Raw genomic sequence first — 23,989 nt, 5'->3', positions numbered from 1 at the left:
AGGCCGCGACGTCGCGTGCGGCTTGACACCGGGGCGGCAGCCGCTAACGATCTGAGGAAGTTGATGGTTCGAAATTCCGATATTGTCTGTTCGGTGCCGGCCCTGGGCGCTGCGTGCGGCGGGGCCTACTTGGCGTGTAACAGGCGATCATACAATGGGTTAGGTCGTATTCCATGACCAAGCGCAAGACCGAAGGCAAGGCTCTGGTGATCGTCGAATCCCCCGCGAAGGCCAAGACGATCAACAAGTACCTCGGCCACGACTATGTCGTGAAGGCCTCCCTGGGGCACGTGCGCGACCTGCCGACCAAGGACTTCGGAATCGATGTAAGCGACGATTTCAAGCCGACTTACGAGATTGTGAAAGGGCGTGCCAAGGTCGTGGACGAACTTCGGCGGCTGGCCAAGGAGGCCCCGACCGTCTACCTCGCGACCGACTTGGACCGCGAGGGCGAGGCCATCGCCTGGCACCTTGTCGAGGCGCTGAACCTGCCAGAGAATCGCGTCCGGCGTGTCATCTTCAATGCCATTACGCGGGCTGCCATTACGGAAGCTTTTGCGCATCCGCACGAAATCGATCACGATCGGGTCAACGCGCAACAGGCCCGCCGCATCCTGGACCGCATCGTCGGCTACGAGCTCAGCCCTTTATTGTGGAAGAAGATTGCGAAAGGGCTTTCGGCCGGCCGCGTGCAGTCGGTGGCCGTCCGTCTCATCGTCGAGCGCGAGCGCGAAATCCGCGCGTTCGTCCCCGAAGAAAGCTGGAAGATCGTCGCCTATCTCGTCGGTGACGCGAGTGCTACTGCCGCCTGTAGGCCGCCTTGGCGCGAATTCCTTCGCACCGGCGAGCGCACCCAGAAGGACATTCAGGCCTGGCTCGGTGAGCACGGCTGCCTGCGCACCGAGCTCGTCGAAGTGGGTGGCCAGCCGTTTAGCGCGACCAACGCCGAGCAGGCCCGTGCCGTCGCCGAGGCGCTCGGGCTCGTCGTTGAACGCGTCGATCGGCGGCCCTGGGATGAATACCGTCACTTGCACCTCGAGCAGGCCGCGCTGATCGGCACGTTCGACGAGGGCCGCGCCCTGCGACTCGCCGTTTCCGACCTGAACACGAAGCGCACCACGACGCGCCCGCCGGCCCCGTTCACCACGGCCAGCCTCCAGCAGCAGGCGAGCACCACGCTGCGCTTCGCCGCCTCGCGCACGATGCGTATCGCGCAGTCCCTTTACGAAGGCATCGATCTCAACGGCGAGGGCCCCGTCGGTCTCATCACCTATATGCGTACCGACTCCACGAACCTCGCCCCGGAGGCCGTCGCCGCCGCCCGCGCGTACATCGCGGCCGAATACGGCCCGCAGTACGTGCCGGAAAAGCCGAACGTCTATGGCAAGCGCCAGGAGCGCGCGCAGGAAGCCCACGAGGCCATCCGCCCGACGGAGCTGCAGCATCCGCCGGAGCGCGTCCGCAAGGCCCTCAATGCCGAGCAGTTCAAGCTCTACGAACTCATCTGGAAGCGGTTCATTGCGTGCCAGATGGTCCCCGCGCAGTGGGACTCCACGTCGGTCTCGGTGACCTGTCCGACGTCGCAGGGCCCCGCGCGCTTCGCCGGCAACGGCCGCAAGCTGGTGTTCGACGGGTTCCTCCGGGTGGCCGGCGTGTCCAGCGAAGACCAGCTCCTGCCGGCGCTCGCGACCGGTCAGCCCGTCGGGCTGCTCGACCTCGAAGCGAAGCAGCAGTTCACCTCGCCGCCGCCGCGCTACACCGAAGCCTCGCTTGTCAAGACACTGGAGGCCGAGGGCATCGGGCGGCCGAGCACGTACGCCACGATCATTGACACGATTCAGAGCCGCGGCTACGTCGAGCAGGACGATCGCAAGTTCTGCCCGACCGCGCTCGGCGAGCTGGTGACCGACAAGCTCATTCAGCACTTCCCGAAGATCATGGACGTGAAGTTCACGTCGTACATGGAAGACGAGCTCGACAAGATCGAAGATGCGCACCTTGACTGGGTGCGCGTCCTGCACGAGTTCCACGATCCGTTCTGCGAGCTGCTGCTCAGGGCCGGCGAGGAGATGGAGACCGTCCGCAGCCAGCCCAGCGCGCACCAATGCCCGCTGTGCGAGTCGCCGATGGTCTATCGCTGGAGCAAGACCGGCCGCTTCCTCGCGTGCAGCGCGTATCCCAAGTGCAAGGGCACGCTGAACGTCGATCGCCACGGCTGCCCGGTGCAGCCAAAGACCTCCAGCCATGTTTGCGAGCAGTGCGGCAAGCCGATGGTCGTGCGCCAGTCGCGCTCCGGCTATTTCCTCGGCTGCAGCGCCTACCCGCTCTGCCGCCAGACCATCCCCTGCAACGAGGAAGGCGAGCCCCTGCGTCTGGTGCAGGAAGCTGAGCTGCAGCGCCCCTGCGACGTCTGCGGCAACGGCACGATGATCGTGAAACGCAAGGGCCAGCGCGCCTTTCTGGGCTGCAACCGCTATCCCGAATGCAAGAACACCGCGAGCCTGCCTGACGGCGTGCGCCTGGAGAAGAAGCCCACGCCGCCGCCCGAGCAGGCCGGCGTCAATTGCACCAAGTGCGGCCGGCCAATGGTCGTGCGCTCCGGCCGCCGCGGGAAGTTCGTTGCCTGCTCCGGCTTCCCGAAGTGCCGCCAGACGATGCCGCTCGAAAAGCTCGATGAAGCCCGCGCCGCCGCACCGGCCAGCGCGGCCGCGCCCGCGGCGATTGCTTCGCCGCCCGGCCCCGCGGGCCAGCCCTGGCGCCCGGGCGACGCGCCGCCGCCGGGGTTTGCGTTGACCCGGACGGGCCGGCCGGTGGTCGAAGTGCTGCCGGAGCCGGGGACGCTGCGCTGTCCGGAGTGCGGCAGCACGATGGAGCTGAAGCGCGGCCGCTTCGGCCCGTTTTTCTCGTGCAGCAATTTCCCGCAGTGCAAGTTCAACTCGAACCTGCGCGGCGAAGCGAAGAAACAGGCAGACGAGCTGATGCCTGCGCCGGTCCGTCCGAAGCCGATCGTGACGGACATCCCGTGCGACGAATGTGGCCAGCCGATGGTCATTCGCGCCGGCCGCCGCGGCAAGTTCCTCGGCTGCAGTGGCTACCCGAAGTGCAAAGGTACGAAGGAACTCCCGCCCGGCTACCTCAACGGCAAAGCTGAACCGGTCGGGGCGGAGCGGTAGGACCGGGTGCCCCAGCTCTCCAGCCTTGTCTCCATTGATCTCCCCCACAGCGCCGCCAGCTGGGCGCACGGCTTACGGCCCATGGCTAATGGCCTGAGGTCGGTAGCTGACGGCCGACGGCCCTATTCCTCATCGTTCGTAGTGTCCCAGGCGCTGTACCTGTTGTAGTTCGCCTGGTACTCCGCGTTGCCCGGGAAGAGCCGCAGCGCTTCCTTGAAGTCCAGCGCGGCGAGCTTGTACTTCTCCCAGCTCACGTAGTCCAGGCCGCGCGCGTTGTACTGGGTCGCCAGCTTCTGCTTCACTTCCGCGTTGTACGTGTCGACCAGGTACGCCTGCCGATACGCCTCGATCGCGTCGCCGTAGTTCAGGTTCGCCGCCCGCTCGTCGCCGTACTTGACGAACGCGTTAATCGTGTTGGACTTGTATGTCTTGTCGTACTTGTAGAGTTCGCGCGCGCGATTGTACGACTGGGCCGCCTCCTGGTACTTGTCGGTGGCGTAGAGCTGGTCTCCGATCGCGTTGCGCGTCTCGGCCAGCTTGCGCTTGTACGCCTTGTTCTCCGGATCCAGATCGTACGCCGTCTGGAACACCGTCACTTCGCTGTCGATCTCCGCGCCGGCGGCGATCCGGCGGCGCTCGAGCGCGCGGCCCACCGCGTAGGCCCCGGCCGCCGCGCGCGTCTTGAGCGCCTGGTTACGGTTTTCGGCGAGCAGTTCGCTGAGCGCGCGGTACGCATCCTTCGCCGCCCGGTAGTCGCCGCGCCGGCTGTATTCCTCGGCCTGTGCGACACGGCCCTCGGCGACGGCGGCCTTGGTGTCGCGCCCGGTCGGATCGAGCGTCTGGGCCTGTGTGAAGTCGGCCATGGCGCCGGGGATGTCGCGGCTGGTCAGCTTGGCGCGCCCGCGGCCGATGTACGCCTGGGCCAGCGTGGCCTGATAGGGGGTCGGATCCTCGGCGATCTGCGTGGCATGCGTGAGCGTCTCCAGCGCCGCGTCGTAGTCCCCCTGGCGCAATTGCACCTTGCCCAGCAGTTGCTGCACGAACGCGCTGCCCGGTTTCTCGCTGGCCATCCGCTCGAAGCGGGATGCGAGCTGGCTGAGCTCGCCGGTGTCGGCATTGGTGATCGCGGAACTGTACTGCATCAGGCCGTTCAGCGTGTCGCCCTGCTTCAGCAGCGTTTCGCCCAGCAGCATGTGCGCGGCCGTGTTCCGGGGGCTGCGCTCGGTCAGCGCGATCAGCAGCTGCCGGCCGGCCTTGCGCTGGCTCGTGGTGGCCAGCATGCCGCGCGCCGCGACGAGCACGGACGGGTCGTCCTTCTGAAGAATCCGCGCGATCTGTGCGTCGCTGTCATACCCCAGCGACGGGTTGATCGCGTGCGCCTTGAGGAACAGTTCCTCTGCGCCCTGGTAGTCGCCCTCGCCGATGCTCACATAACCCAGTGCTCGCAGCGCGGCGGAGTTGCGCGCGTTCTGGTCCAGCACGCTCTGGAGCAGCTTGCGGGCCGAGTCATATTGCAGTTGGTCAATGTACTCGTAGGCCAGCGCGACGGCCTTTTCTTCGGCCTTCTGCTGATCCGCGGAGACGGTGGCCTCGCCCAGCCCGGTCGGGGTCGCGTTCAGCACGCCGGTCAGATCGAACTGCCACAGCCCGGAGCTGCCCAGCGCGGTGTAGTCGGTGAACCCCGTGATGTTCGGCGCGTTCTCGTTGACGGAGACGTCGGTGGCGGGACCGAAGGTTGAGCCGTCGGTCCGGCTGACCAGACGCACGGTGGCGGTGCTGGTGCCGGTGCCGGACTTGGGTGTGCCCCACAGGCTGGTCAGGCTGTAGTTTGTGTTGACCTGCATACACCGTATCCTGCACGGGCAGACCGTCCCGTACAGGTAACCTGCGAATCGCCGGGGCGTGGGGCAAACAGAAAGTGATGTAGGCGGATTCTGCGCGTCCATCCGGCGATGCCGCCCGCGACGTTATCGGCGGGCGCAAGAAAAGGCCGGCGCCATGCACGAAACACGGCGCCGGCCGCGGGTTCCGGTTACCGGTCGCACGCTAGAAGCTGGTGAGCAGCTCGACAAACGGGTTGATGTCGCGGAAGTTGAACTCGTCGTCGCCGTTGATATCACCGTTCATGAGGTTGCAGTCCGGGTAGGTGGCCTGCCACAGCGGCGCGTTGGTGATGGCCAGCACGAACGGGTTGATGTCGCGGAAGTTGACTTCGCCGTCACAGTTCATATCGCCCGGCAGGGTGGGCCACGGCAGTTGCAGGCGGACGAAGGCGTCGCCGATGCCGGTGCCCGCGCTGTTGCGTAGCGTGACGAGGAAGTATGCCATGCGCGCGTCGGTCAGGAACAGGTCGTTCGGCTGGAACGTGTTGATGAAGGCATTGTCGTCGAACACGCCATCGCCGTTCACATCCACCGGGTCGCCCTCGCGGGCCACGATCTCCGTGCCGTTCAGGACCAGGACGTTGTCGGCGTTGACATCCGGATTGTCGGTGTTGCCCGCCATGATCCAGTCGCCGACCCGGTTGCCGTTGAACGCGGAGAACGAGTTGCCCCAGTTCTCCGTCGCGGTGATCGGGTCGCCGGTCTTGGCGAGCAGCACACCGTTGCGCACCGCCCAGTCGTTGTCGAGCGGATCGTCGCCGCGGCAGAACCAGGTGCCGTCGGACAGCATGCGCGTGAAGAACACGGCGGCCATGGTGACCGACGAGCCGGCGACGGGCGAGCCCTCGCGCAGTACGACGACGCCGTCGACGTCGAGGATGTCGTCCACCGCGGTGTTCGGGTTCTCGGTGTCGCCCTTGTGGAAGTAGTGCAGGCCGTCCGCGGTGCCGCCGCAATCGTCGTAGTCGATGTTGTCCCACGTCTCGCCGCCGATCACGCTGACCCCGGACTGCCGGAAGCCGGTGTTGCCGCGGAAGCTGGCCGGGTAGCGGCTGCTGTGGCAGTTCGTGATCGGCGTGTTGACGAAGGCCACCTGGCCGGAGTTCAGCAGGTACACGGAGTTGATCGAATTGCCGAATCGCTCGTCGCCGGACGGGTTCGGCGGGGCGTCAATCAGTCCGAGCGCGAGGTCGCCCATCTGCAGGACGACCGTGTGGACGCCGCCGCTGTAGACGATCACCTTCTCGAATACAGACGCAACGCCACCCTTTGCGCGGCAACTGAACGCGATGTTGCCTGCGTCATCCCACGCGGCGGGCACGGGGGAATCGAAGAAGTCATACAGTTCGCCGGCCACGCCGCCCTGCAGCGGCTGACCATCCTGGGCGAAGGCCCAGCCGGTGGTGTCGGAGCCGAGCACCAGGATGGCGTCCAGGGTCGAGGCGAGCGAACTGCGGCCCTTGATCATCCACTCGCCGCCGTCGGCGCGCAGCGCCACTTCCTCGATGGCGGTCCATTCGGCGAACGCGAGATTGCCCGCCGCATCGCGGGCACCGGGCACGACCGCCGTCGGATGGCCGGTGATCTCGGTGTAGATCACCTCGATGTTGTCGGCCAGCGCGGGGGCGCAGAGCGCCGCCACCGCCGCGCCCAGCAAGACTCGGGACCAACTGGAATTCAAACGCAATGACATGGATCTACCTCCTCCTTGCGGGCGGCATGAAACGACACTCAACCGGCCGAGCCCGACACACGCAGGTCCGTCTGGCCAAGGTCGCAGAGATGAGAATGCCGCGGAGCCTGAATCATGACGCCGGCGAGCTGCGCCGGCTCCCTTCAGCCAGTATCATACCAGACCGTTATCGGACAGGCAAAACAATTTGCCGGCCCCGGCGGCCGGGCGGTGGAATGACGCTGGGCCGAACGCTGCGCTGGAGGCGGTCGGCCGCGGTCGCCGATCCGTGACAGTCCGCAAATCCGGGTGGAGTCATGCGAGCGGAGCGGCGCGTACGGTCGCGCACGGGACAATCGTTGGTTCGCCGACGCGTGGACGCAGAGCGCCACCGCCGATGCAACGGGCGGGCGGAACAGACCATTGCCAGCCGCGGGCTGCCGCGCAGCGCTACTTGGCGCGCGCCGGCTGCAAAGCCGCCTTCGTCTTCAGCTTCGCCAGCGCCTGGTCCAAGTCGGCGATGACGTCGTCCGGGTGCTCGGCCCCCACGCACAAGCGGACCATGTCCGGCGAGATATTCGCCAGGCAGCGGCCGGCCTCGCCTTGCTGCTGGTGCGTCGAGATCGCCGGAATCGTGGCGACGCTCTTGATGCGGCCGAGGTCGGTGGCCCGCCAGATGCGCTGCAGCCCGTCGAAGAACTTGCGGGCCGCCTCGGGGCCGCCCTTGACGCGGAACGACATCAGGTGGCCGTAGCGGTTCACCGGCTTGCCGTACAGCTCGTCGTACTCCGCGTCCACGAGCCACATGTACCGGCTGGCCAGCTCGTGCAGCGGATGGTCCGGCAGACCCAGGTACTGCACGCCGGCGATTTGCGGGTGCCCCTGCAGGAACTCGGCCACCTTCATCGTGTTGCGGCTCATCAGGTCCATCTTCGACCGCAAGGTCCGCATGTCGTTCAGCGTCAGGATCGCCTGCATCGGATGCAGGTTAGGGCCGTAATCGCGGTTCGGCAGATATTTGACGTACGCCGCGAAATCCCGCTTCAGGTCGTCATTGTCGAGGTTGGTCGTGACGTTCTGCCGCGCGATCACCGCGCCGGCCACCCCGAAGCCGCTCGTCGTGAGGCTCTTGGTCGCCGACTGCACGACGATGTCCGCCCCGTGGCAGATCGGGCGCAACAGGGCCGGCGACGCGACCGTGGTGTCGCAGATCAGCGGCAGGTTGTGGCTGTGCGCCAGGTCGGCGACCGCGGCGATGTCGAAGAAGCCCTGGCCGGGGTTGCTGGGCAGCTCGCCGTACAGGAACCGCGTGTTCTGGTCGATCTTGGAGGCCCATTCGTCCATGTTCGTGGGGTCCTGGACCCAGCGGCACTCGATGTCACGCTCTTCCGCCAGCCGGACGTTGAATTGCTGGAACGTCCCGCCGTAGCACTGGGCCGTGGCGATGAAGTTGCGCGGCTCGAGCTTCTTGTGGAAGCGGTGCACCAGGAACGGCTGGACGGCGGTCATGATCGCGGCCATGCCGGACGACGTGGAGCAGCAGCCGGTCTCGCCGCTGAAGCCGTACCCTTCGAGCAGGGCAAGTGTCCACTCGTAATAATACGTGGAGGGGTTGGCGATGCGCGAGTAGCACCATGTCGGGATCAGATACGCCAGCGCCGCCGCCATCTCGTCCGAGTCGCGGTAGGCCTGCGACGAACTCATGAACACCGGCTCGATGATCGCGCCCTGGTAGTCGTCGAGCGCGTCCTGGACCGAGTACAGGCCGTGGACGGCGATCGTGTCGAACTTCCATTTCTTGACCACGTCGCGGATGTATTGCGCCCGGCGGGCCAGGTAATCGTTGTTGTGCTCGATATACCGCTGCATCCCCGGCGTGATGTGGACGTCTTCGTTGCCGTACACGGTGGCACTCCTTTGATGGGCACAGCGGCGCCCCCGCCGGTGCTGTGCAACATGCCCAGTATATCGGATTATCCACCACGCCACCAAACGGGCGAGCGCGGATAGCGTCAGGCCGCTGGTTCACCGAGCGACGATCCGGTACAGTCGCGTTTGGCGCTGCCCGGTCGGTGGTCGCGGCTGGGCCGCCGTTTGCGGGTGCCCGGACATGACCGAACCACTGCGATATTACAGCACCAACCATGACGTGCCGCCCGTGACCTTGGACGCGGCCCTGCTGCAGGGCCAGGCCGCCGATCGCGGGCTGTTCATGCCGGAATCATTCCCGGCGTTCTCGGCCGCCGAATTGGCCACGTTGCGGGGCAAGCCGTACCCGGAGGTCGCATTCGCGCTGCTCAAGCCGTACACGCGCGGCGTGTTCGACGGCGCGACGCTACGGGAATTGTGCGCGGACGCATACGACTTTGCGGTGCCGACCGAGCACGTAACGCGCAACTGGCATCTGCTGCGGCTGGATCGCGGCCCGACCGCGTCGTTTAAGGACTTCGCCGCCCGCATGATGGCCCGCTGGATGGGCGTGCTGATGCGGCAGCAGGGGGGCGACCTTGTCATCCTGACCGCGACGTCGGGCGACACCGGCAGCGCCGTCGCGCACGCGTACCACAGCGTGCCGCATGTGCGTGTCGTCGTGCTGTTCCCGCCGGCCGAGGTGTCCGACCGGCAACGCAAGCAGATGACGACGATCGGCGGCAACGTGACGACGATCGCCGTAGATGGGCAGTTCGACGATTGCCAGGCAATGGTGAAGCAGGCGTTCGCCGACCCGGCCCTGCGGGCGATCCGGCTCAGCTCGGCGAACTCGATCAACATCGGCCGGCTGTTGCCGCAAAGCGTGTATTACGTGTACGCGTACGTGAATCTGGCGGACGCCGCCAGCGGCGAGCCGGTCACGATCTGCGTGCCGTCGGGCAATTTCGGCGACATGATGGGGGCCGTCATCGCGCGGCGCATGGGGCTGCCGATCGCGCGGCTGGTCATCGCGACAAATGCGAACGACGAGGTGCCGAATTTCCTGCGCACGGGGCGCTATCAGAAGATCGCGCCGTCGCGCGTGTGCATCTCGAACGCGATGAACGTCGGCCACCCGTCGAACCTCGCGCGGCTCGTCGATGCCTACGGCGGCCACATGGACGAGACCGGCGGACTGCGCCGGCCGCCGGACATGGACCGCATGCGTCGCGACCTGTACGCCGTCAGCATTCCGGACGACGAGACGCGTGCGACGATCAAGGACGCGTACGACCGCTACGGCGTAATCCTGGAGCCGCACGGCGCGGTCGGCTGGGCGGGCTTGATGCGCTATTTCCGCGACGAGCCCGCGGCGGCGGAGCGCTTGGCGATCAGCGTGGAGACGGCGCATCCGGCGAAGTTCCCGGAAGAGATCCAGGCGACGATCGGCGTCGATCCGGAGGTGCCGCCCAGCCTGGCGGGCCTGGAAAAGAAGCCGGAGTCCTACGAGCACTTGCCAGCGGCGTACGAGCCATTCCGAGCTTGGCTGCAAGCACGGTTCACAACGTAGCGCGCCCCCAATCCGAGCCCGAAGCGCAAGCGAGGGCCATCGAATCCTGAAGTGCGAGCGAGGGTCCGCGGCCCTCCAACTCCCCTCCCTCCCAGGGAGGGGGCAGGGGGAGGGTTGAGCGCTCGGCTGTCGCCTTGCCGCAATACGGCGCCGCGGATCGCGCCTCAATTCGGCGGAATAATCACCGGCGGCGCGCCGCGGGCCTTCTGGTAGTCGGCCTTGAAGCGCGCCAGGTCCTGCGAAAACTGCGGCTCCTTCACGAAGTCAACGTGACCGTCGAGATACAGGACGTTGGCGCCTTCGCCGTTTGTGTAGGCAGGATCGGCGTACGCGACGATCCACGTTTCGGGATCGTTGGGCGTAAGGCCGGTAACGTAGTAGTAGTCGCACGTGGGCTGGGTATGTCCCGACAGAGGCGAAACCAGTTGCTGCGGGATGAGCGTGTCATCGTCAATCAAAGCCCGTAAGGCGGGCGGATAAGTGTCACAGTTGCCAAGAGCGTACACTTCAAGACCGTTGCCAATCATACGAAGGTTGAAACGGCATTGGCCTCCCGGCGACGTGTCGCGCCCACTGTGAATCCGCGGAATAGACCGGTACGCCAATAGCGGGAGCATGCCCACGAGCAGGCCGACAACGCAGAGGACGAGCACACGTGTTCCCCGCCGCGATGGACGCGCCGCATACCGCACGACTGCTGGATCGTCGCGTTTCTCGATCGCATCGCCGGGGTACTCGCGCACGGTGGCTGACTCCGAAGATCGCCGGGGGCCTCTCTTGCCATGCCGCGGCCCCACGACAATTATGTGCGTGGCCAGTCAAGGAGCAAAGGAATCGATGTGTGTCGCGGTGTAACTCCCCTCCCTTCCAGGGAGGGGGCAGAGGGAGGGTCGAGCGTAGGCGCGGTATCACACACAACGGCCGACTCGGGGGTCGGCCGCTACGACGTTAGCGCGGCGGAATGATCACCGGCGGCGTGCCGCGGGCCGTCTCGTAGTCGGCCCTGAAGCGCGCCAGGTCCTGCGAAAACTGCGGCTCCTTCACGAAAGCGACGTGCCCGTCTACATAAAGGACATTTGCGCCTGCGCCCTTCAGGTACGCCGGATCGCCGTAGGCGACGATCCACATGGCCGGATCGTTGAGTGTCAGGCCGGTGACGTAGTAGTAGTCGCAGGCCGGCGTGGCATGCCCCGAGACGGGGGAGATGAGTTGCCACGCGGTTACTACGCCGTCATCGATCAAGGTCCGCAGCGTGGGAGGATACGCGTCCGCGTAATCGGAAGCGTACACTTTCAGGCCTTGGCCGATTCCGCGCAGGTTTGAGGCACACCATGCCCGCGGAGAAATGTCGCGACTGTGGACCCTCGGGCGAGCCCAGTATGCGAATAGCAGAAGCAAGCCCACGGACATGCCAAGGACGCAATAGATAAGGAAACGGATCCCCCGCGGCGATGGACGCGCCGCATACCGCACGACTGCTGGGTCGTCGCGTTTCTCGATCGCATCGTCCGGTTGCTCGCGCACGGTCGCTGACTCCGAAGTTCGCCGGGGCCTCTCTTGCCACGCCGCGGCCCCGTGACAATTATGTGCGTGGCCGGTCAAGGAGCAAAGGAACAGATGGCCCTCGCTTGCGCTTCGGGCTCGGATGGATGGAGGGAGCGGCGGCTTACGGGACGCTGCACCCCCACCCTGCCCTCCCGCTAAGAGGGGGAGGAGTTTTGAGTACGCTTCCAGGCTGAGGTCTAGCCCCCGTGTCGCGTGAGCCGCACCACGTCGAACCCCCGCCGGACGCCCGGTCGCCCTGGGTCCTCCTGCGCTCCGCGTCGCTGCACCCGTTCGTCTACCGCAAGATGGTCCGCTCCGCCGACCCCGCCGCCCGGCCCGGCGACATCGTCAACCTGTACGACAAATCCGGTCGCTACTTCGGCCGCGGCCTGTACAACCCGCGTTCGCAGATCGTCGTCCGCATCCTCACGCACGAGGACATTCCCGTCGACACGGCGTTCTGGCGTGCCCGTCTGGAGCGGGCAGTCGCCCTCCGCCGCCGCCTCGACCTCGACGCCGCCACGGACGCGTATCGCCTCGTTCACGCCGAGGGCGACGGCCTCAGCGGCCTGATCGTGGAGCGCTACGCCGACAGCCTCGTGTTCGAGGTCTTCTCGCTGGCGATGTTCCAGCGCGCCCGCGAGCTCGGCACGCTGCTCGCGGAGGTGCTCGGCCCGCCGACATCGCTCGACCGCCCGGACCGTGCGTCGCCGACCTGGCGGATGTTCCTCCGCGCCGACCCGCGCGTTGAACGGCTCGAAGGCTTCACCGTCCCCGTGCATCCCGATCTGCCGGGCGGCGATGCATCGACCCGCCTCACGATCCGCGAGCACGGCATCCGCTACCGCGTCGATGTCAAGGAGGGGCACAAGACCGGCTTCTTCTGCGACCAGCGCGACAACCGCCGCCGGCTGGCGACGCTTTGCCGCGACGCGGAAGTGCTCGACCTGTGCTGTTACACCGGCGGGTTTGCGCTCTGTGCGCAGAAGCTGGGCGGCGCGCGGGCCGTCACCGGCGTGGACCTCGACGAGGCCGCGATCGCCATTGCGCGCGAAAACGCCAATCTCAACCAGACGCGCGTCGATTTCGTGTACGCCGACGCGTTCACGTATGTGCGGCAGATGCTCGCGAACCAGCGACAGTTCGACGTGGTCGTCCTCGATCCACCGAAGCTGGTCACGTATCGCGAGGAATACGAGGACGCGTTGCGGAAGTACGGCGACATGAACGCACTCGCGCTGCAGGTGGTCCGTCCCGGCGGCGTGTTCGTGACGTGCAGTTGCAGCGGGCTGGTGTCGCGCAGTGCGTTTCTCGAGACGGTGCGGCGCGCGGCGCAGCGTGCTGGGCGTGCGCTGCAATTGTTCGATCAAAGCGGCGCGGCCCCGGATCATCCGATGCTGCTGGACTGCCCCGAGTCGGCGTATCTGAAAGTGCTCTGGTTCCGCGTGCTTTAACTCCTCCCCCTGCCCCCTCCATGGAAGGGAGGGGAGTTCTATCCGATCAGAGTAGCGGTGCAAACAGCCGCGCCGCGCCTTCGCCCATACGGCGCCACATGTCGCCGCGCCACGCCGCCCGCGCCGTGATCCGCCGGGCGTTGTCGCAGAACTGGCCGATCGAGCGCCCCAACTCGGCGGCAACCTGCGAATCGTAAATGACTGCGGTGACCTCGAAATTTAGCCGGAAGCTGCGCGCGTCCATGTTCGCCGAGCCCAGCATGCACCAGCGGTCATCGACCGTGACCAGCTTCGAGTGCAGCACGCCGGCGTCGTACTCGTGAATCTCCACGCCGGCCTCGATCAGCTCCGCGTAGAAGCTGCGCGCCGCCCACAGCGACAGCGCCGAATCGCTCCGGGACGGCAGCACCAGCCGCACCTGCACGCCGCGATAGCACGCGTGCACCAGCGCCAGCCGCACGGCGAGGTCGGGGACGAAATACGGCGTCGCGATACTGATGCTGCTGCGGGCGGATGACACCGCGGCGAACATGATCTGCGCCAGCGTGCTGAACCGGCGGTCCGGCCCGGTGGGGAGAATCTGCACAATCGACGGCCCCGGCCGCTCGGGCTCGGGAAAGTACAGGCCGGCGCTCAGGTCCTCGCGCGTCGCCAGGTACCAGTCTTCGGCGAAGGTTTGCTGCAGGAACAGCGCCGCCGGCCCGCGCAGCCGCATGTGCGTGTCGTACCAGGGGCTGAGCCGGGCGAGCCGGCCGCGGTACTCGTCGCCGATGTTCTGGCTGCCCATGAACGCGGTCTGCCCGTCGATGACGACGATCTTGCGGTGATTGCGGAGGTGCAGGCTCCAGCGCTTGCGGAACGGGAAATGGTACACCGGCAGGAAGTACGCCACGCGCACGCCGGCGTCCGTCAGCGGTTGCAGAAAGCTGCGGTTGAGCCGCCAGCAGCCGACGGCGTCGAGCAGCAGCCGACACTGGACGCCGGCGTGGGCGCGCTCGATCAGGATGTCGCGGAAGAGGCGGCCGGTCTCGTCCGGCTGCCAGATGTAGTACTCCAGGTGGATGTGATGCTGGGCGGCGCGCAAGGCGTCGGACAGGGCGGCGTACGTCGCGTTGGCTTCTTCCAGCACCGTGACTTCGTTGCCGCCGACGGGGGGCATATCGACCAGGCGCTGTCCAAGCTGGGCGATGCCCGCGAGGTCGGCGGGTAGTTCAGCGTCGTGCGTTTCGGTGCTGGGGTGCGAACGCTCCTCGGCTCGGCGCTTGAACTCGGCCAGCAGGCTGGCCACGCGCCGGCGCCGGCGGCGGACCTTGCGGCGCAAGCGGCGCGAGCCGAACAGCCAGTATGCGAGCAGGCCCAGGCCGGGCACGCACAGCAGCGCGAAGATCCACGCCACCATGGCGGTCGGCTCTTTGGGCCGAATGAGAATGCGGGCGATCGCCACCAGGGCGATGGCATAGTAGGCGAGGAAGGCCCAGAACCAGAACGACGCCATGGACGCAGTGTGCGAGGTCCCGCGGCGCGTGTCAACGCGAAACGTCGCGGCCGGTCAGCGATCGATCAGCGGCTGGTAGGTGCGCAACGCGGGCCCCGTGTAGCGGCTCCGCGGGCGGATCAGGCGGTTGTGCTGGTGTTGCTCGATGATGTGGGCGCACCAGCCAGCGACGCGGGCGGTCACGAACAGCGGTGTGAAGATGTCCGTCGGGAAGCCGAGGAAGTGGTAGACCAGGCCGCAGGGATAATCGACGTTGGGATGCAGCTTCTTCTCGTCCCACATGGTCTGCTTGATCGCGTGATAGACCTCGGCCCGCCACTGTTCGTTGCGCATCTCCGCCAGCTTGTCCACGTAGGGTTCGAGAATCGTCGCCCGGTGGTCGCCGTTGCGATACACGCGGTGGCCGAAGCCCATGATCTTCTCTTTGCGCGCCAATGCGTCGAGGACGCCCTTGCGGGCTTCGGCGGCGGACGCGTAACGCTGGATCAGCTTCAGGGACTCCTCGTTCGCGCCGCCATGCAGCGGACCTTTCAGCGTGCCGATGGCCGCGACCACGGATGAATGCAGGCCGCTCAGCGTGCTCGTGCACACGCGGGCGGCGAACGTGGACGCGTTGAACTCATGCTCGGCGTACAGCACGAGCGTCAGGTTCAGCACGCGGGCTTCGAGCTCCGTCGGCTCGCGGCCGAACGCCATGTAAATGAACTGCCCCGCGTGCGAGAGGCCGGGCTTCGGCTCCAGTGGCCACTTGCCGTCCATGGCCCGCAGCCGGGCCGCGATCAGGGCCGGCACGGCGGCGAGCACGCGGACGGCGCGGGTGAGCAGGCTGCTGCGGCCCTGCGACCGCGCGCTGCTGAAGTTTCCGCACAACGATACGCCGGTGCGCAGCACGTCCATCATCGGCGCCTGGCGCGGGATGGCGCGCAGCACATCGACCACGGCCCCGGGCAGCTCGCGCTCGCCGTCGATCTGCTGTTGGAACAGCGTCAACTCCTGCGGCGTGGGCAACTCCCCGTGCAGCAGCAGGAACGCGCATTCCTCGAAGCTGGCGTGGCGGGCCAGGTCGGCGATGTCGTAGCCGCGGTACAGGAGGCGGCCCTGCTCGACGCAGCAGATCGACGTCTCGCCGGCGATCACGCCCTCGAGTCCCGGATGGTATGCATCGATCGCGTCGGTCATGCTGATTCTCCATTGGGCAGCAATCGGGGTGGCACGGTCTGTCGCGGCCAGGCCGTGGCTCGTGTTAGTTAAACGCCCTGCATACCATCTTTGCCGTCTGCGTAGCCCAGCAGATCATAGAGTTCCCGCCGTGTCTGCATCCGCTCCAGCATGTCGCGCTGCGTGCCCTTCGTGCGCAGCTCTTCCAATGCCTCCGTCACCGCCTTCAGCGCCACGCGCTGCAGTGTCACCGGGAAGATCACGATGCGATAGCCCAGGGCGGCGAACTCGCTGACGGACAAGTATGGCGTACGCCCGAACTCGGTCATGTTGGCGAGCAGGGGGGCGGGCACATCGCGCGCGAAGCGCTCGAATTCCTCCCGGCTCTGCAGCGCCTCCGGGAAAATCGCGTCCGCCCCGGCCTTGAGATACGCATGCGCCCGCGCGACCGCATCGTCATACGTGGTCACGCCGCGCGCGTCGGTGCGCGCGATCAGGAGGAAATCCGGGTCCCGCCGGGCGGCGACGGCCGCGGCCACCTTTGCGCAGAACTCATCCATGGCCACCAGGTCCTTGCCGGCCAGGTGTCCGCAGCGCTTGGGGAATTCCTGGTCTTCCAGGTGCAGCCCGCTGAGGCCGGCGCGCTCGAACTCCACGACCGTCCGCGCCACGTTTTCCGGCCCGCCGAAGCCCGTGTCGGCGTCGGCAATCAGCGGCACGGTCGTGACGGCGGCGCAGCGGGTGGCGTGATAGGCGGCCTCCGAGAGCGTGGTGAGGCCGACGTCAGGCACGCCGAGCAGGCTGTTGGCGAGGGCGGCGCCGGAGAGATAGACGGCCTCGAAGCCGGCCTGCTCAATGGCCCGCGCCGTCAGTGCGTTGAACGCGCCCGGCATGACGACCGTGTGATCGCGCAGCGCGGCCCGCAGCCGTGCGCTGCGCGTGGGTGTCGTGCTCATCACTCGATTCTCACCACCAAGACACCAGGGCACACAGCGTGATTCTGCTGTCGCGGCGCGCCGCCGCGAATCGTCGTCAGCGGCGCTGTTCGACCGGTACGTACTTGCGCTGCGTCGGTCCGTTGTAGACCTGCCGCGGGCGATAGATGCGCGCGTGCGGGTTCAAGTGCACCTCGCGCCAATTCGCGATCCAGCCGGGCAAACGCCCGATTGCGAACAGGACCGTGAACATGTCCAGCGGAATGCCCACGGCTCGCATGATGATGCCGCTGTAGAAGTCCACGTTCGGGTACAGCTTGCGCTCGATGAAATACGGGTCCTTGAGCGCGACTTCCTCGAGCTGCAGCGCGATGTCCAGCAGCGGGTCCTGGATCCCCAGCTTGCTGAGCACCGCGTCGCAGGACTGCTTGATAAACCGGGCCCGCGGGTCATAGTTCTTGTACACGCGGTGGCCGAAGCCCATGAGCCGCGCGTGGGCCTGCTTGTCTTTGATCCTGGCGATGAAGGCGGGGATGGATTCCCCGCTGGTTCGGATGGTCTCCAGCATCTCGATGACCGCGACGTTTGCCCCGCCGTGCAGCGGTCCCCACAGCGCGCACACGCCCGCCGCGACGGACGCGTACAGGTTGGCCTGCGATGACCCCACCATCCGCACGGTGGACGTGGAGCAGTTCTGCTCGTGATCCGCATGGAGGATGAAGATCTGGTCCAGCGCCCGCTCGATCGCCGGGTCGGGCCGGCAGATCTTGTTCGGCCGGCAGAACAGCATGTGCAGGAAATTCGCCGTGTACGACAGGTCGAAACGCGGGTAGACGATCGGGTCGCCGATGGACTTCTTGTACGCGGCGGCGGCGATCGTGCGGACCTTGCTGATCAGCCGGGCGGCGGAGTCGATGAAGTGCTCGTCTTTTTCCGGCTCGGTCAGGCTGGGCTGGAAGCAACCCAGCGTGTTGATCATGGCGGAGAGAATGGCCATCGGCGGGGCGTTTGGCGGAAAGCCCTCGAAGTGGTGCCGCATGGCCTCGTGGATGAACATGTGCTCGAGCAGCAGATTGCGGAACTCGGCCAACTGCGTCTCGGTCGGCAGCTCGCCGAAGATGATCAGGTAGGCCGTCTCGATGAAGGTCGAGTGCTCAGCCAGCTCCTCGATCGGATAGCCCCGGTAGCGCAGGATCCCCTTCTCACCGTCGATGAAGGTGATGTTGCTGACGCACGAGCCCGTGTTGCCGTAACCGTCATCGAGCGTGATCAGCCCTGATTGGGCCCGCAACTCCGAAATGTCGACGGCCTGCTCGTGCTCCGTGCCAGTCTTCACCGGCAGCGCATACGTCTTGCCGCCGTACGCCAGGGTGGCCTGCTCGCTCATGGGCGATCCTTCCATCGTCGTGGTTCAACCTGTCGTCACACTTCGATCATAGGGCGCGAACTCGCGCGCGCCGGGCGCGCGGGCTAGGCCGGCTCGAATTCCAGCAAGGGGGTTACGTCCGCCAGCTCGTCCAGCGACAGCGCCAGATCGACGATGCGCTGCGCCGTCGCATCGCTGACGACGCCGGCGGCCTGCGCGCGGAACTTCGCGATCACCTCCGCGTCGGTCATCGGATTGCCGGCGTGGCCGCGCGGGTATTTGACCAGCCGTGTCAGCTCCCGTCCGTCCTGCAGCCGGACAATCAGCTTGTTCGGAATACCGTCCGGATAGCCCGCGTTGCATTCGTCGGTCTCCACGATGCGGATGCGGTCGAGCAGGTCGAGCACGCGCGTGTCATGAATCTTCGCATCGGAGAACGAATTCTGCGTGACCTCGCCGTCCAACAGGGCCACTGCCACACAGTACCCCATGCTGTGGTCCGCCGTCTCACGGCTGGTCGGCCGCCACTTCTCGGGCTCGCTGCCAATGATGCTCACCGCTGCCTCGAAACTCTCGATCCGGATGCTCTCGATCCGGTCGGGATCGCCAATCTCCGGCCGCAACTGCAACGCCGCGTCGATCGCCGACTGCGAGTGATACTCCGCCGGCCAGAACTTCACGTACGTCCGGCGGATCATCCAGTCGTCCGGGTCGCTGGCCCAGCGCAGCTCGAACGGACCGGTGACCATGTTGAACAGCCCCTTCGGTCCCTCGAAGATTTCGTGCGGCCCGGTCAGCCCCTCGCGCGCGAGCGCCGCGGCAAACACGCCGTTGCGGGCGGCGTTCGAGAATGCGCAGGCCTTCCAGTCAGCGAGCTGTCCGGTCCGCGTCTGGCGCGTCGCAAAGTTGCACACGCCGGCAATGCCGAGCGCGTGGACGGTCTGCTCCACCGAAAGTTGGTAGAGCTTGCTGGCGAGCAGGGCCGTGGAGAACGCGCCATACACGACGTGGTCCCAGCCGTGCGCCCGCAGTGACGCCGCATCGCACAGCCGGCATTGCAGCTCGTAGCCCAGCGCGATGGCCGTGATGATCTCGTGCCCGCGGGCGCCGCACGCCTGCCCGACGGCGAGGGCCGCCGGGATGTTATCGCTCGGGTGGGCTGGTTCGCGGCTGAGGTATGTGTCATTGAAATCCAGGTAGCGGACGAGCGCCCCGTTGCTAAAGGCGGCTAGGTCCGGCGTCGTCCGGTAGCGCGAACCCAACAGGCTGGCTCCCTTCGGAATGGCGACTCTTTGGGCCAGCGCCCGTGTCACGCTGGCCGGGCGGCTGGTCCACGCCCCGAGGGCGCAGCCGATGGAATCGAGCACGCGACGCTTGGCCTCGTGGACGACCTTCGGAGACAGATCGCGGAACGACGTTTGGTGCGCGTGCTCGGCCAGCGTCTGGGCGAGGGTTGCCATCGCTGCTCCCTTTGAGTAGGGCCCACCGGATTGTGGCCGACGCCGCTCTGTCCGGCAACGGGGGCCGCCAACTGTCAGAAATTGTAGCGCGCTGCCGGGAGCGCGGCCGCTCTCTGGACGAGACACTTTCGGCCTTCATAGATTGAACTGGACCTTCGCGACCGGCCCGCGTGTGGGCCGGTCCAGCGTTGTGCGGGCGCGGGGTGTCCAGATGCGGCAGACTGGTCGATCCGGTCGTCGGTGTGTGCGCGCCTATGGTGGGCGCCCGGCCGGAGCGCATGCTGCTCGGTGGCCAAAGGAGGCGAGCCGTGTCACGATGGGTGGTTGTTGCGGTGTTGGTTGGGCTGTGTGGCGGGTGTGACCTGGCCGACTGGTTGACGCCGGTGCCGTTTACACTGACGGTCGTTCCGGCAGAGGTCACAGACTCGATTCCGGGCCAGCGGTGCCTGTTGCTGGTGACGATCGAGAATGATCCGAACTTGCCCAGTCTGCTGGCCGGTGTTGTCGATGTGACCGCGACCGCGCCCGGCGCCACGGTCACGGTGCAGAATCGTTCGATCAAGGCCGGCGAGGTCGCCGAAATCAGCGTCGTCCCCGCTCCGGCCGATGACCCGAATTCGGTGCCGGATACCGGCCGCGACATCACGGTCACGATCCAGGCGGCGCGCGGCGGCGACGTCGAGACAGCGACGGTGAACATCCACGTCACGTCCGAGGAGGAAGACCTCGTCGGGCCGGAGGCGGAGCCGGTGCGCGACCTCTTCATCCCCTGGCTCGAGGAGAACCGCCCGGCCCTGGGGATCACGAGCGCCACGGAGTGGGCGGGCACCATCGTGACCCCGCACATCCTCGTGGTGACGCATTACCTCTACCTCTCGGACGAGTGGGAGCTGCACGTGTTCTGGCACGTCATGATCCCGCCGTACGACTGGGCACGCATCGAATTGCGCCATCGCTTCGACGAGACGCTGCCGTCGCTGGCGTTCGAGATCCCCTCGCGCTCGGCGGACCCGCTGGTGGTGCAGGAGATCGAGCCCGAAGGCACGCTCTGGCGCTAAGGGTGACGGGCGCGGCGGAGCGGCTGCCGCGGACCTCTGGCCGCCATCCGCTCCGCCGCCGGACACGCCTCCGCAATGCCGCCGGCGAGGCTTCAGCCTCGGCGGTGGTCGGGGCTGGCGAGCAGGCCGGGGGGTGCGGCAGGGGGGGTGGCAGGTTCTGCTTTCCCGCAACGCGGCGCGGCCTTATCATGGTTGTTCACCGTGCGACCGCGTCGGGGGCAGGGGCGGTCTGTGCGGCGGCGATTGGAGGCCGGTCGACGTGCACAGGTTTACGTGCTACCCCACCCGTCAGCGGAAAAATCCGCCCAATCTGCACGGCGCCCACCTCGTCGGGAACGACAACGTGCCGCTGCGCGCGGAAATCCGTTGGGAGGACGGCGTCATCCGCTGCACGCCGCGGATGCAGGATCCGGTCGGCCTCTCGCTGCTCTGGCCCGTCGAGGGCTTCGGCACCATCCAGTTGCAGACCACGCGTCTGCCGGCCCGCGAGCAGCCGTACAACCTGCACGTGGAGTTGGCCCGCCACCAGCTCATGCGAGTGACCGTAAAACGCGAGGAATGGGGCCTGTTCGACTACAGCGGCATGGACGACATCGCCGCCCGGATCGATCAGAGCCGCGACGCGTTCATCCGGGCCCTCCAGACCTCCGACCACCCGGAGGAGGCCGCTCAGCACGCTGATGAATCGCTCGCGCATGGGCTCTGGGCGGCGGAGGAGATGTCGCGTTTCCACGCCGGCGTATTCCTCGGCCGCCGGCAGCAAACCGGCGGTTTCGGGCGGGCATTCCTGGGGGTCCGCGTCGCCGGCGCCACGGTCCAGCAGGCAATCACCAAGCGCCTCGGCGATGTCTTCGATTTTGCCTACGTGCCATTCATCTGGCGCAGCATTCAGCCGACCGAGCAGGCGCCCGCGTACGAGGCGGTGGAGGCGGTCATCAAGGCGTGCAGCACGAACAAGCTGGCCGTGCGCGGCGGGCCGCTGCTGGCGTTCGGGGTCAGCTCGGTTCCCGACTGGATGTATATCTGGGAGAACGATTTCGAGTCCATTTACGAAGCCGCGCGCGAACACGTCGAGCGCACGGTACAGCGCTTCGCCCGCCAAGTGACGTCCTGGGTCGTCGCCAGCGGGCTCCAGGCAGACAACGTCTTCGGCTTCAGCTTCGAGCAGACGATGGAGCTGACGCGGATGGCGGCCACCGTCACGAAACAGATCGCGCCGCGCGCCCAGGTGCTCATCGATCTCAACCAGCCCTGGGGTGAGTACTACGCCCGCAACCAGCAAACCGTCCCGCCGCTGCTGTACGCCGACATGGCCGTGCAGTCAGGCATCAACTTCGACGGCTTCGGCCTGCAGTTCCTGTTCGGCATTGGCAGCGACGGCTACCACCTGCGCGACCCGTTCCAGGTCAGCGCCCTGATCGACAAGCTCGCCAACCTCGGCAAGCCGCTGCACGTCACGGCCCTCGGGGCACCGTCGTGCGTCGCCCCCGATTCCCAGAACGGCACCACCCCGGGCGGCGAATGGCACGGCCCCTGGTCGGACGCCGTGCAGGCCGACTGGCTCACCACGCTCTGCGAGATCGCGCTCTCCAAGCCGTACGTCGATACGGTCTGCATCCAGACCCTCGTCGACCAACCCGACGACGTCATCGCCAGCGGCGGGCTGCTGCACGCGAACCTCACCCCCAAACCGGCGTTCGGTCGCCTGCTCGAAATGCGCAAGCGGCTCATCGCCGGCGGCGAACCATGACGGCGCCCGCGCAGCCGCCGACGCCCGCGCGGCGGGCGGCGCTGGGCACGGCGATCGCGCTGCTGGTGCTGCACTTCGCGACTGGATACGCCGGCTGGCAGTCGCGCGCGGGGCGGCCCGTCACCGCGGCCCAGGTTCAACTGCGTATCGACCCGAACATAGCCACGGCCGCCGAACTGGAGCTGCTGCCACGCATCGGTCCGACACTCGCGCAGCACATCATCGCGTATCGCGCGTCGGTGCCCGAGCAACCGGCCTTCCGCACGGCCGCCGACCTGGACCGTGTCGCACGCATCGGGCCGGCGACGGTCGACGCACTGCGCCCGCATCTGACCTTTCCCGCCGCGCCGCCGGCGTGCGAAGGAGCGACCGCATCCCGATGATCCCCGCGCCGCAGCCGATCACCTTCACGCCGCTCTTTGTGCCCAAGCCGTGGGGCGGAGGCCGCCTGGCCACTTTGCTGAACAAGCACCTGCCGCCGGATGAGCCGATCGGCGAATCATGGGAGCTGGTCAGCCTGCCGGGCCATGAGTCGCGCGTGCGTGACGGTCCGTTCGCGGGTCGCACCCTGGGGGAACTGGTGGCGGCGTGGGGCCCGGACTTGCTCGGCGCGGCCGATCTCGCCGACGGGCGTTTTCCGCTGCTGGTCAAGTTCCTCGACGCGTGCCAGAACCTGAGCGTGCAGGTTCATCCGAAGCCGGTTGGCGACCCGCATGCCGCGCAGACCGGCGTCAAGCACGAGGCCTGGTACGTGCTGCACGCCGACCCGGGCGCGCGGCTGTACATTGGTCTGAAGCCCGGCGTGACGGCGGACGACGTGGCTCGCGCGGCGGACACGCCTGCCATCGCGGAGCTGCTGCACGCGTGGGATGCCCGCCCCGGCGACTGCTTCTATCTGCCGAGCGGGACGTTGCACGCGCTGGGTGCCGGCTTGGTGGTCGCGGAGGTGCAGACGCCGTCGGACGTGACATACCGCGCGTACGACTGGGACCGCGTCGATTCCGCCGGCCGGCCGCGCACGCTGCATGTGGCCGAGGCGTTGGCGAACATCCGTTACGACGTGACGGCGGAGATGATCCGGCCTCAGCCCGAGCAGGTCCCGGGGGCCGGTCCGACGCGGGCGACGCGAGTCGCATCCTGCCCACGTTTCATGCTGGATGTGCTGGAGGCTCCGACCGGCCAAAGCTGGCCGATTCCGCCCGGCCGGGTGCGTATCTGGATCATTCTGGCGGGCGGCGGCCGCTTCTCCACCGGCGGCGCATTTCGCTGCGGCGACGTCGCATTACTCCCAGCGGCCATTACTAGTTGCGACGTGACGCTCGCAGCGGACACCCGCTGGCTCGAAGTGACCATCCCGCCTGCATAACGCACCGTGTGCCACTGCTCTTGACATGGCCGCGGCGTTGCGGGTGAGGGACGTTTTCGCGATGAGCAGCGTGTGTTCGGCGCCGTCATTGCCCGCGGGACGCGGCCATGCCACACGAGCCGTCGCTCAGTCGCCTCCCCCGTCCCCACGTCCCCCCGTTCCCACCTTCCCACGTTCCCATGCACATCGCGCG

At 67.0% G+C, this 23,989-nt stretch carries 17 protein-coding genes; 7 read left to right on the top strand and 10 right to left on the bottom strand.

Features of this window, described 5'->3' with window-relative positions:
* The first annotated feature begins 173 nt into the window (after nucleotides 1–173).
* On the top strand, nucleotides 174–3,173 hold the full coding sequence (gene topA / locus KA383_10375) for a type I DNA topoisomerase (protein ID MBP7746530.1): 3,000 nt from the start codon (nucleotides 174–176) through the stop codon (nucleotides 3,171–3,173).
* A 122-nt stretch (nucleotides 3,174–3,295) separates the two neighbouring features.
* Here the strand turns inward: topA and KA383_10370 are convergent, their stop codons facing one another.
* The 3 genes from KA383_10370 to KA383_10360 all read right to left on the bottom strand — a co-directional run bounded on the left by KA383_10370 (nucleotide 3,296) and on the right by KA383_10360 (nucleotide 8,633).
* Entirely contained in the window at nucleotides 3,296–5,017 is a 1,722-nt protein-coding gene (locus KA383_10370; protein ID MBP7746529.1) for a tetratricopeptide repeat protein, read from the bottom strand.
* A 202-nt stretch (nucleotides 5,018–5,219) separates the two neighbouring features.
* A complete protein-coding gene (locus KA383_10365) occupies nucleotides 5,220–6,749 on the bottom strand; it encodes a hypothetical protein (protein MBP7746528.1) in 1,530 nt (509 codons plus the stop codon).
* 429 nt (nucleotides 6,750–7,178) lie between these two features.
* A complete protein-coding gene (locus KA383_10360) occupies nucleotides 7,179–8,633 on the bottom strand; it encodes an O-acetylhomoserine aminocarboxypropyltransferase/cysteine synthase (GenBank protein ID MBP7746527.1) in 1,455 nt (484 codons plus the stop codon).
* 205 nt (nucleotides 8,634–8,838) lie between these two features.
* Between KA383_10360 and thrC the strand changes: the two genes are divergently transcribed.
* Complete coding sequence (gene thrC / locus KA383_10355; GenBank protein ID MBP7746526.1) at nucleotides 8,839–10,209, top strand: threonine synthase; 1,371 nt, start codon at nucleotides 8,839–8,841, stop codon at nucleotides 10,207–10,209.
* A gap of 164 nt (nucleotides 10,210–10,373) precedes the next feature.
* Here the strand turns inward: thrC and KA383_10350 are convergent, their stop codons facing one another.
* A complete protein-coding gene (locus KA383_10350; GenBank protein ID MBP7746525.1) occupies nucleotides 10,374–10,736 on the bottom strand; it encodes a hypothetical protein in 363 nt (120 codons plus the stop codon).
* A 421-nt stretch (nucleotides 10,737–11,157) separates the two neighbouring features.
* Nucleotides 11,158–11,499 (bottom strand): hypothetical protein, encoded by a 342-nt coding sequence (locus KA383_10345; protein ID MBP7746524.1) that lies wholly within the window; start codon nucleotides 11,497–11,499, stop codon nucleotides 11,158–11,160.
* 461 nt (nucleotides 11,500–11,960) lie between these two features.
* Between KA383_10345 and KA383_10340 the strand changes: the two genes are divergently transcribed.
* Nucleotides 11,961–13,208 carry a class I SAM-dependent rRNA methyltransferase gene (locus tag KA383_10340; GenBank protein ID MBP7746523.1) on the top strand — a complete coding sequence of 416 codons (1,248 nt, stop codon included), beginning with the start codon at nucleotides 11,961–11,963 and terminating at the stop codon, nucleotides 13,206–13,208.
* A 46-nt stretch (nucleotides 13,209–13,254) separates the two neighbouring features.
* On the opposite strand, the gene cls is transcribed toward KA383_10340, so the two are convergent.
* The 5 genes from cls to KA383_10315 form a co-directional block, all read right to left on the bottom strand.
* Nucleotides 13,255–14,703 carry a cardiolipin synthase gene (gene cls / locus KA383_10335; protein ID MBP7746522.1) on the bottom strand — a complete coding sequence of 483 codons (1,449 nt, stop codon included), beginning with the start codon at nucleotides 14,701–14,703 and terminating at the stop codon, nucleotides 13,255–13,257.
* A 54-nt stretch (nucleotides 14,704–14,757) separates the two neighbouring features.
* Nucleotides 14,758–15,882 carry a citrate synthase gene (locus KA383_10330; protein ID MBP7746521.1) on the bottom strand — a complete coding sequence of 375 codons (1,125 nt, stop codon included), beginning with the start codon at nucleotides 15,880–15,882 and terminating at the stop codon, nucleotides 14,758–14,760.
* Between the two features lie 68 nt (nucleotides 15,883–15,950).
* A complete protein-coding gene (gene prpB / locus KA383_10325) occupies nucleotides 15,951–16,817 on the bottom strand; it encodes a methylisocitrate lyase (protein ID MBP7746520.1) in 867 nt (288 codons plus the stop codon).
* A 76-nt stretch (nucleotides 16,818–16,893) separates the two neighbouring features.
* On the bottom strand, nucleotides 16,894–18,183 hold the full coding sequence (locus KA383_10320) for a citrate synthase (GenBank protein MBP7746519.1): 1,290 nt from the start codon (nucleotides 18,181–18,183) through the stop codon (nucleotides 16,894–16,896).
* An 83-nt stretch (nucleotides 18,184–18,266) separates the two neighbouring features.
* Nucleotides 18,267–19,622 (bottom strand): MmgE/PrpD family protein, encoded by a 1,356-nt coding sequence (locus tag KA383_10315; protein MBP7746518.1) that lies wholly within the window; start codon nucleotides 19,620–19,622, stop codon nucleotides 18,267–18,269.
* 308 nt (nucleotides 19,623–19,930) lie between these two features.
* Between KA383_10315 and KA383_10310 the strand changes: the two genes are divergently transcribed.
* From KA383_10310 to KA383_10295, 4 genes are all read left to right on the top strand, one after another.
* Complete coding sequence (locus KA383_10310) at nucleotides 19,931–20,680, top strand: hypothetical protein (GenBank protein MBP7746517.1); 750 nt, start codon at nucleotides 19,931–19,933, stop codon at nucleotides 20,678–20,680.
* A 259-nt stretch (nucleotides 20,681–20,939) separates the two neighbouring features.
* Nucleotides 20,940–22,430, top strand: coding sequence for an endo-1,4-beta-xylanase (locus tag KA383_10305; protein ID MBP7746516.1), 1,491 nt, complete (start codon nucleotides 20,940–20,942; stop codon nucleotides 22,428–22,430).
* Entirely contained in the window at nucleotides 22,427–22,813 is a 387-nt protein-coding gene (locus KA383_10300) for a helix-hairpin-helix domain-containing protein (GenBank protein MBP7746515.1), read from the top strand. The genes KA383_10305 and KA383_10300 overlap by 4 nt, the downstream gene beginning before the upstream one ends.
* Nucleotides 22,810–23,796 (top strand): class I mannose-6-phosphate isomerase, encoded by a 987-nt coding sequence (locus KA383_10295; GenBank protein ID MBP7746514.1) that lies wholly within the window; start codon nucleotides 22,810–22,812, stop codon nucleotides 23,794–23,796. Before KA383_10300 ends, KA383_10295 begins: the two co-directional genes overlap by 4 nt.
* Nucleotides 23,797–23,989: the final 193 nt, after the last annotated feature.

It is taken from the genome of Phycisphaerae bacterium (assembly GCA_017999985.1).
Classification (GTDB): domain Bacteria; phylum Planctomycetota; class Phycisphaerae; order UBA1845; family Fen-1342; genus JAGNKU01.
The sequence above is the reverse complement of the archived record's forward strand: the minus strand, read 5'-3'. Positions and strand labels throughout refer to the sequence as shown.

Excerpts from the sequence above, each read along its gene's own strand:
- thrC (MBP7746526.1), top strand. The coding sequence starts at position 8,839 with ATGACCGAACCACTGCGATATTACAGCACCAACCATGACGTGCCGCCC.
- topA (MBP7746530.1), top strand. The coding sequence starts at position 174 with ATGACCAAGCGCAAGACCGAAGGCAAGGCTCTGGTGATCGTCGAATCC.
- KA383_10320 (MBP7746519.1), bottom strand. The coding sequence starts at position 18,183 with ATGAGCGAGCAGGCCACCCTGGCGTACGGCGGCAAGACGTATGCGCTG.
- cls (MBP7746522.1), bottom strand. The coding sequence starts at position 14,703 with ATGGCGTCGTTCTGGTTCTGGGCCTTCCTCGCCTACTATGCCATCGCC.
- KA383_10315 (MBP7746518.1), bottom strand. The coding sequence starts at position 19,622 with ATGGCAACCCTCGCCCAGACGCTGGCCGAGCACGCGCACCAAACGTCG.
- KA383_10370 (MBP7746529.1), bottom strand. The coding sequence starts at position 5,017 with ATGCAGGTCAACACAAACTACAGCCTGACCAGCCTGTGGGGCACACCC.
- prpB (MBP7746520.1), bottom strand. The coding sequence starts at position 16,817 with ATGAGCACGACACCCACGCGCAGCGCACGGCTGCGGGCCGCGCTGCGC.
- KA383_10300 (MBP7746515.1), top strand. The coding sequence starts at position 22,427 with ATGACGGCGCCCGCGCAGCCGCCGACGCCCGCGCGGCGGGCGGCGCTG.
- KA383_10365 (MBP7746528.1), bottom strand. The coding sequence starts at position 6,749 with ATGTCATTGCGTTTGAATTCCAGTTGGTCCCGAGTCTTGCTGGGCGCG.
- KA383_10350 (MBP7746525.1), bottom strand. The coding sequence starts at position 10,736 with ATGATTGGCAACGGTCTTGAAGTGTACGCTCTTGGCAACTGTGACACT.
- KA383_10295 (MBP7746514.1), top strand. The coding sequence starts at position 22,810 with ATGATCCCCGCGCCGCAGCCGATCACCTTCACGCCGCTCTTTGTGCCC.
- KA383_10330 (MBP7746521.1), bottom strand. The coding sequence starts at position 15,882 with ATGACCGACGCGATCGATGCATACCATCCGGGACTCGAGGGCGTGATC.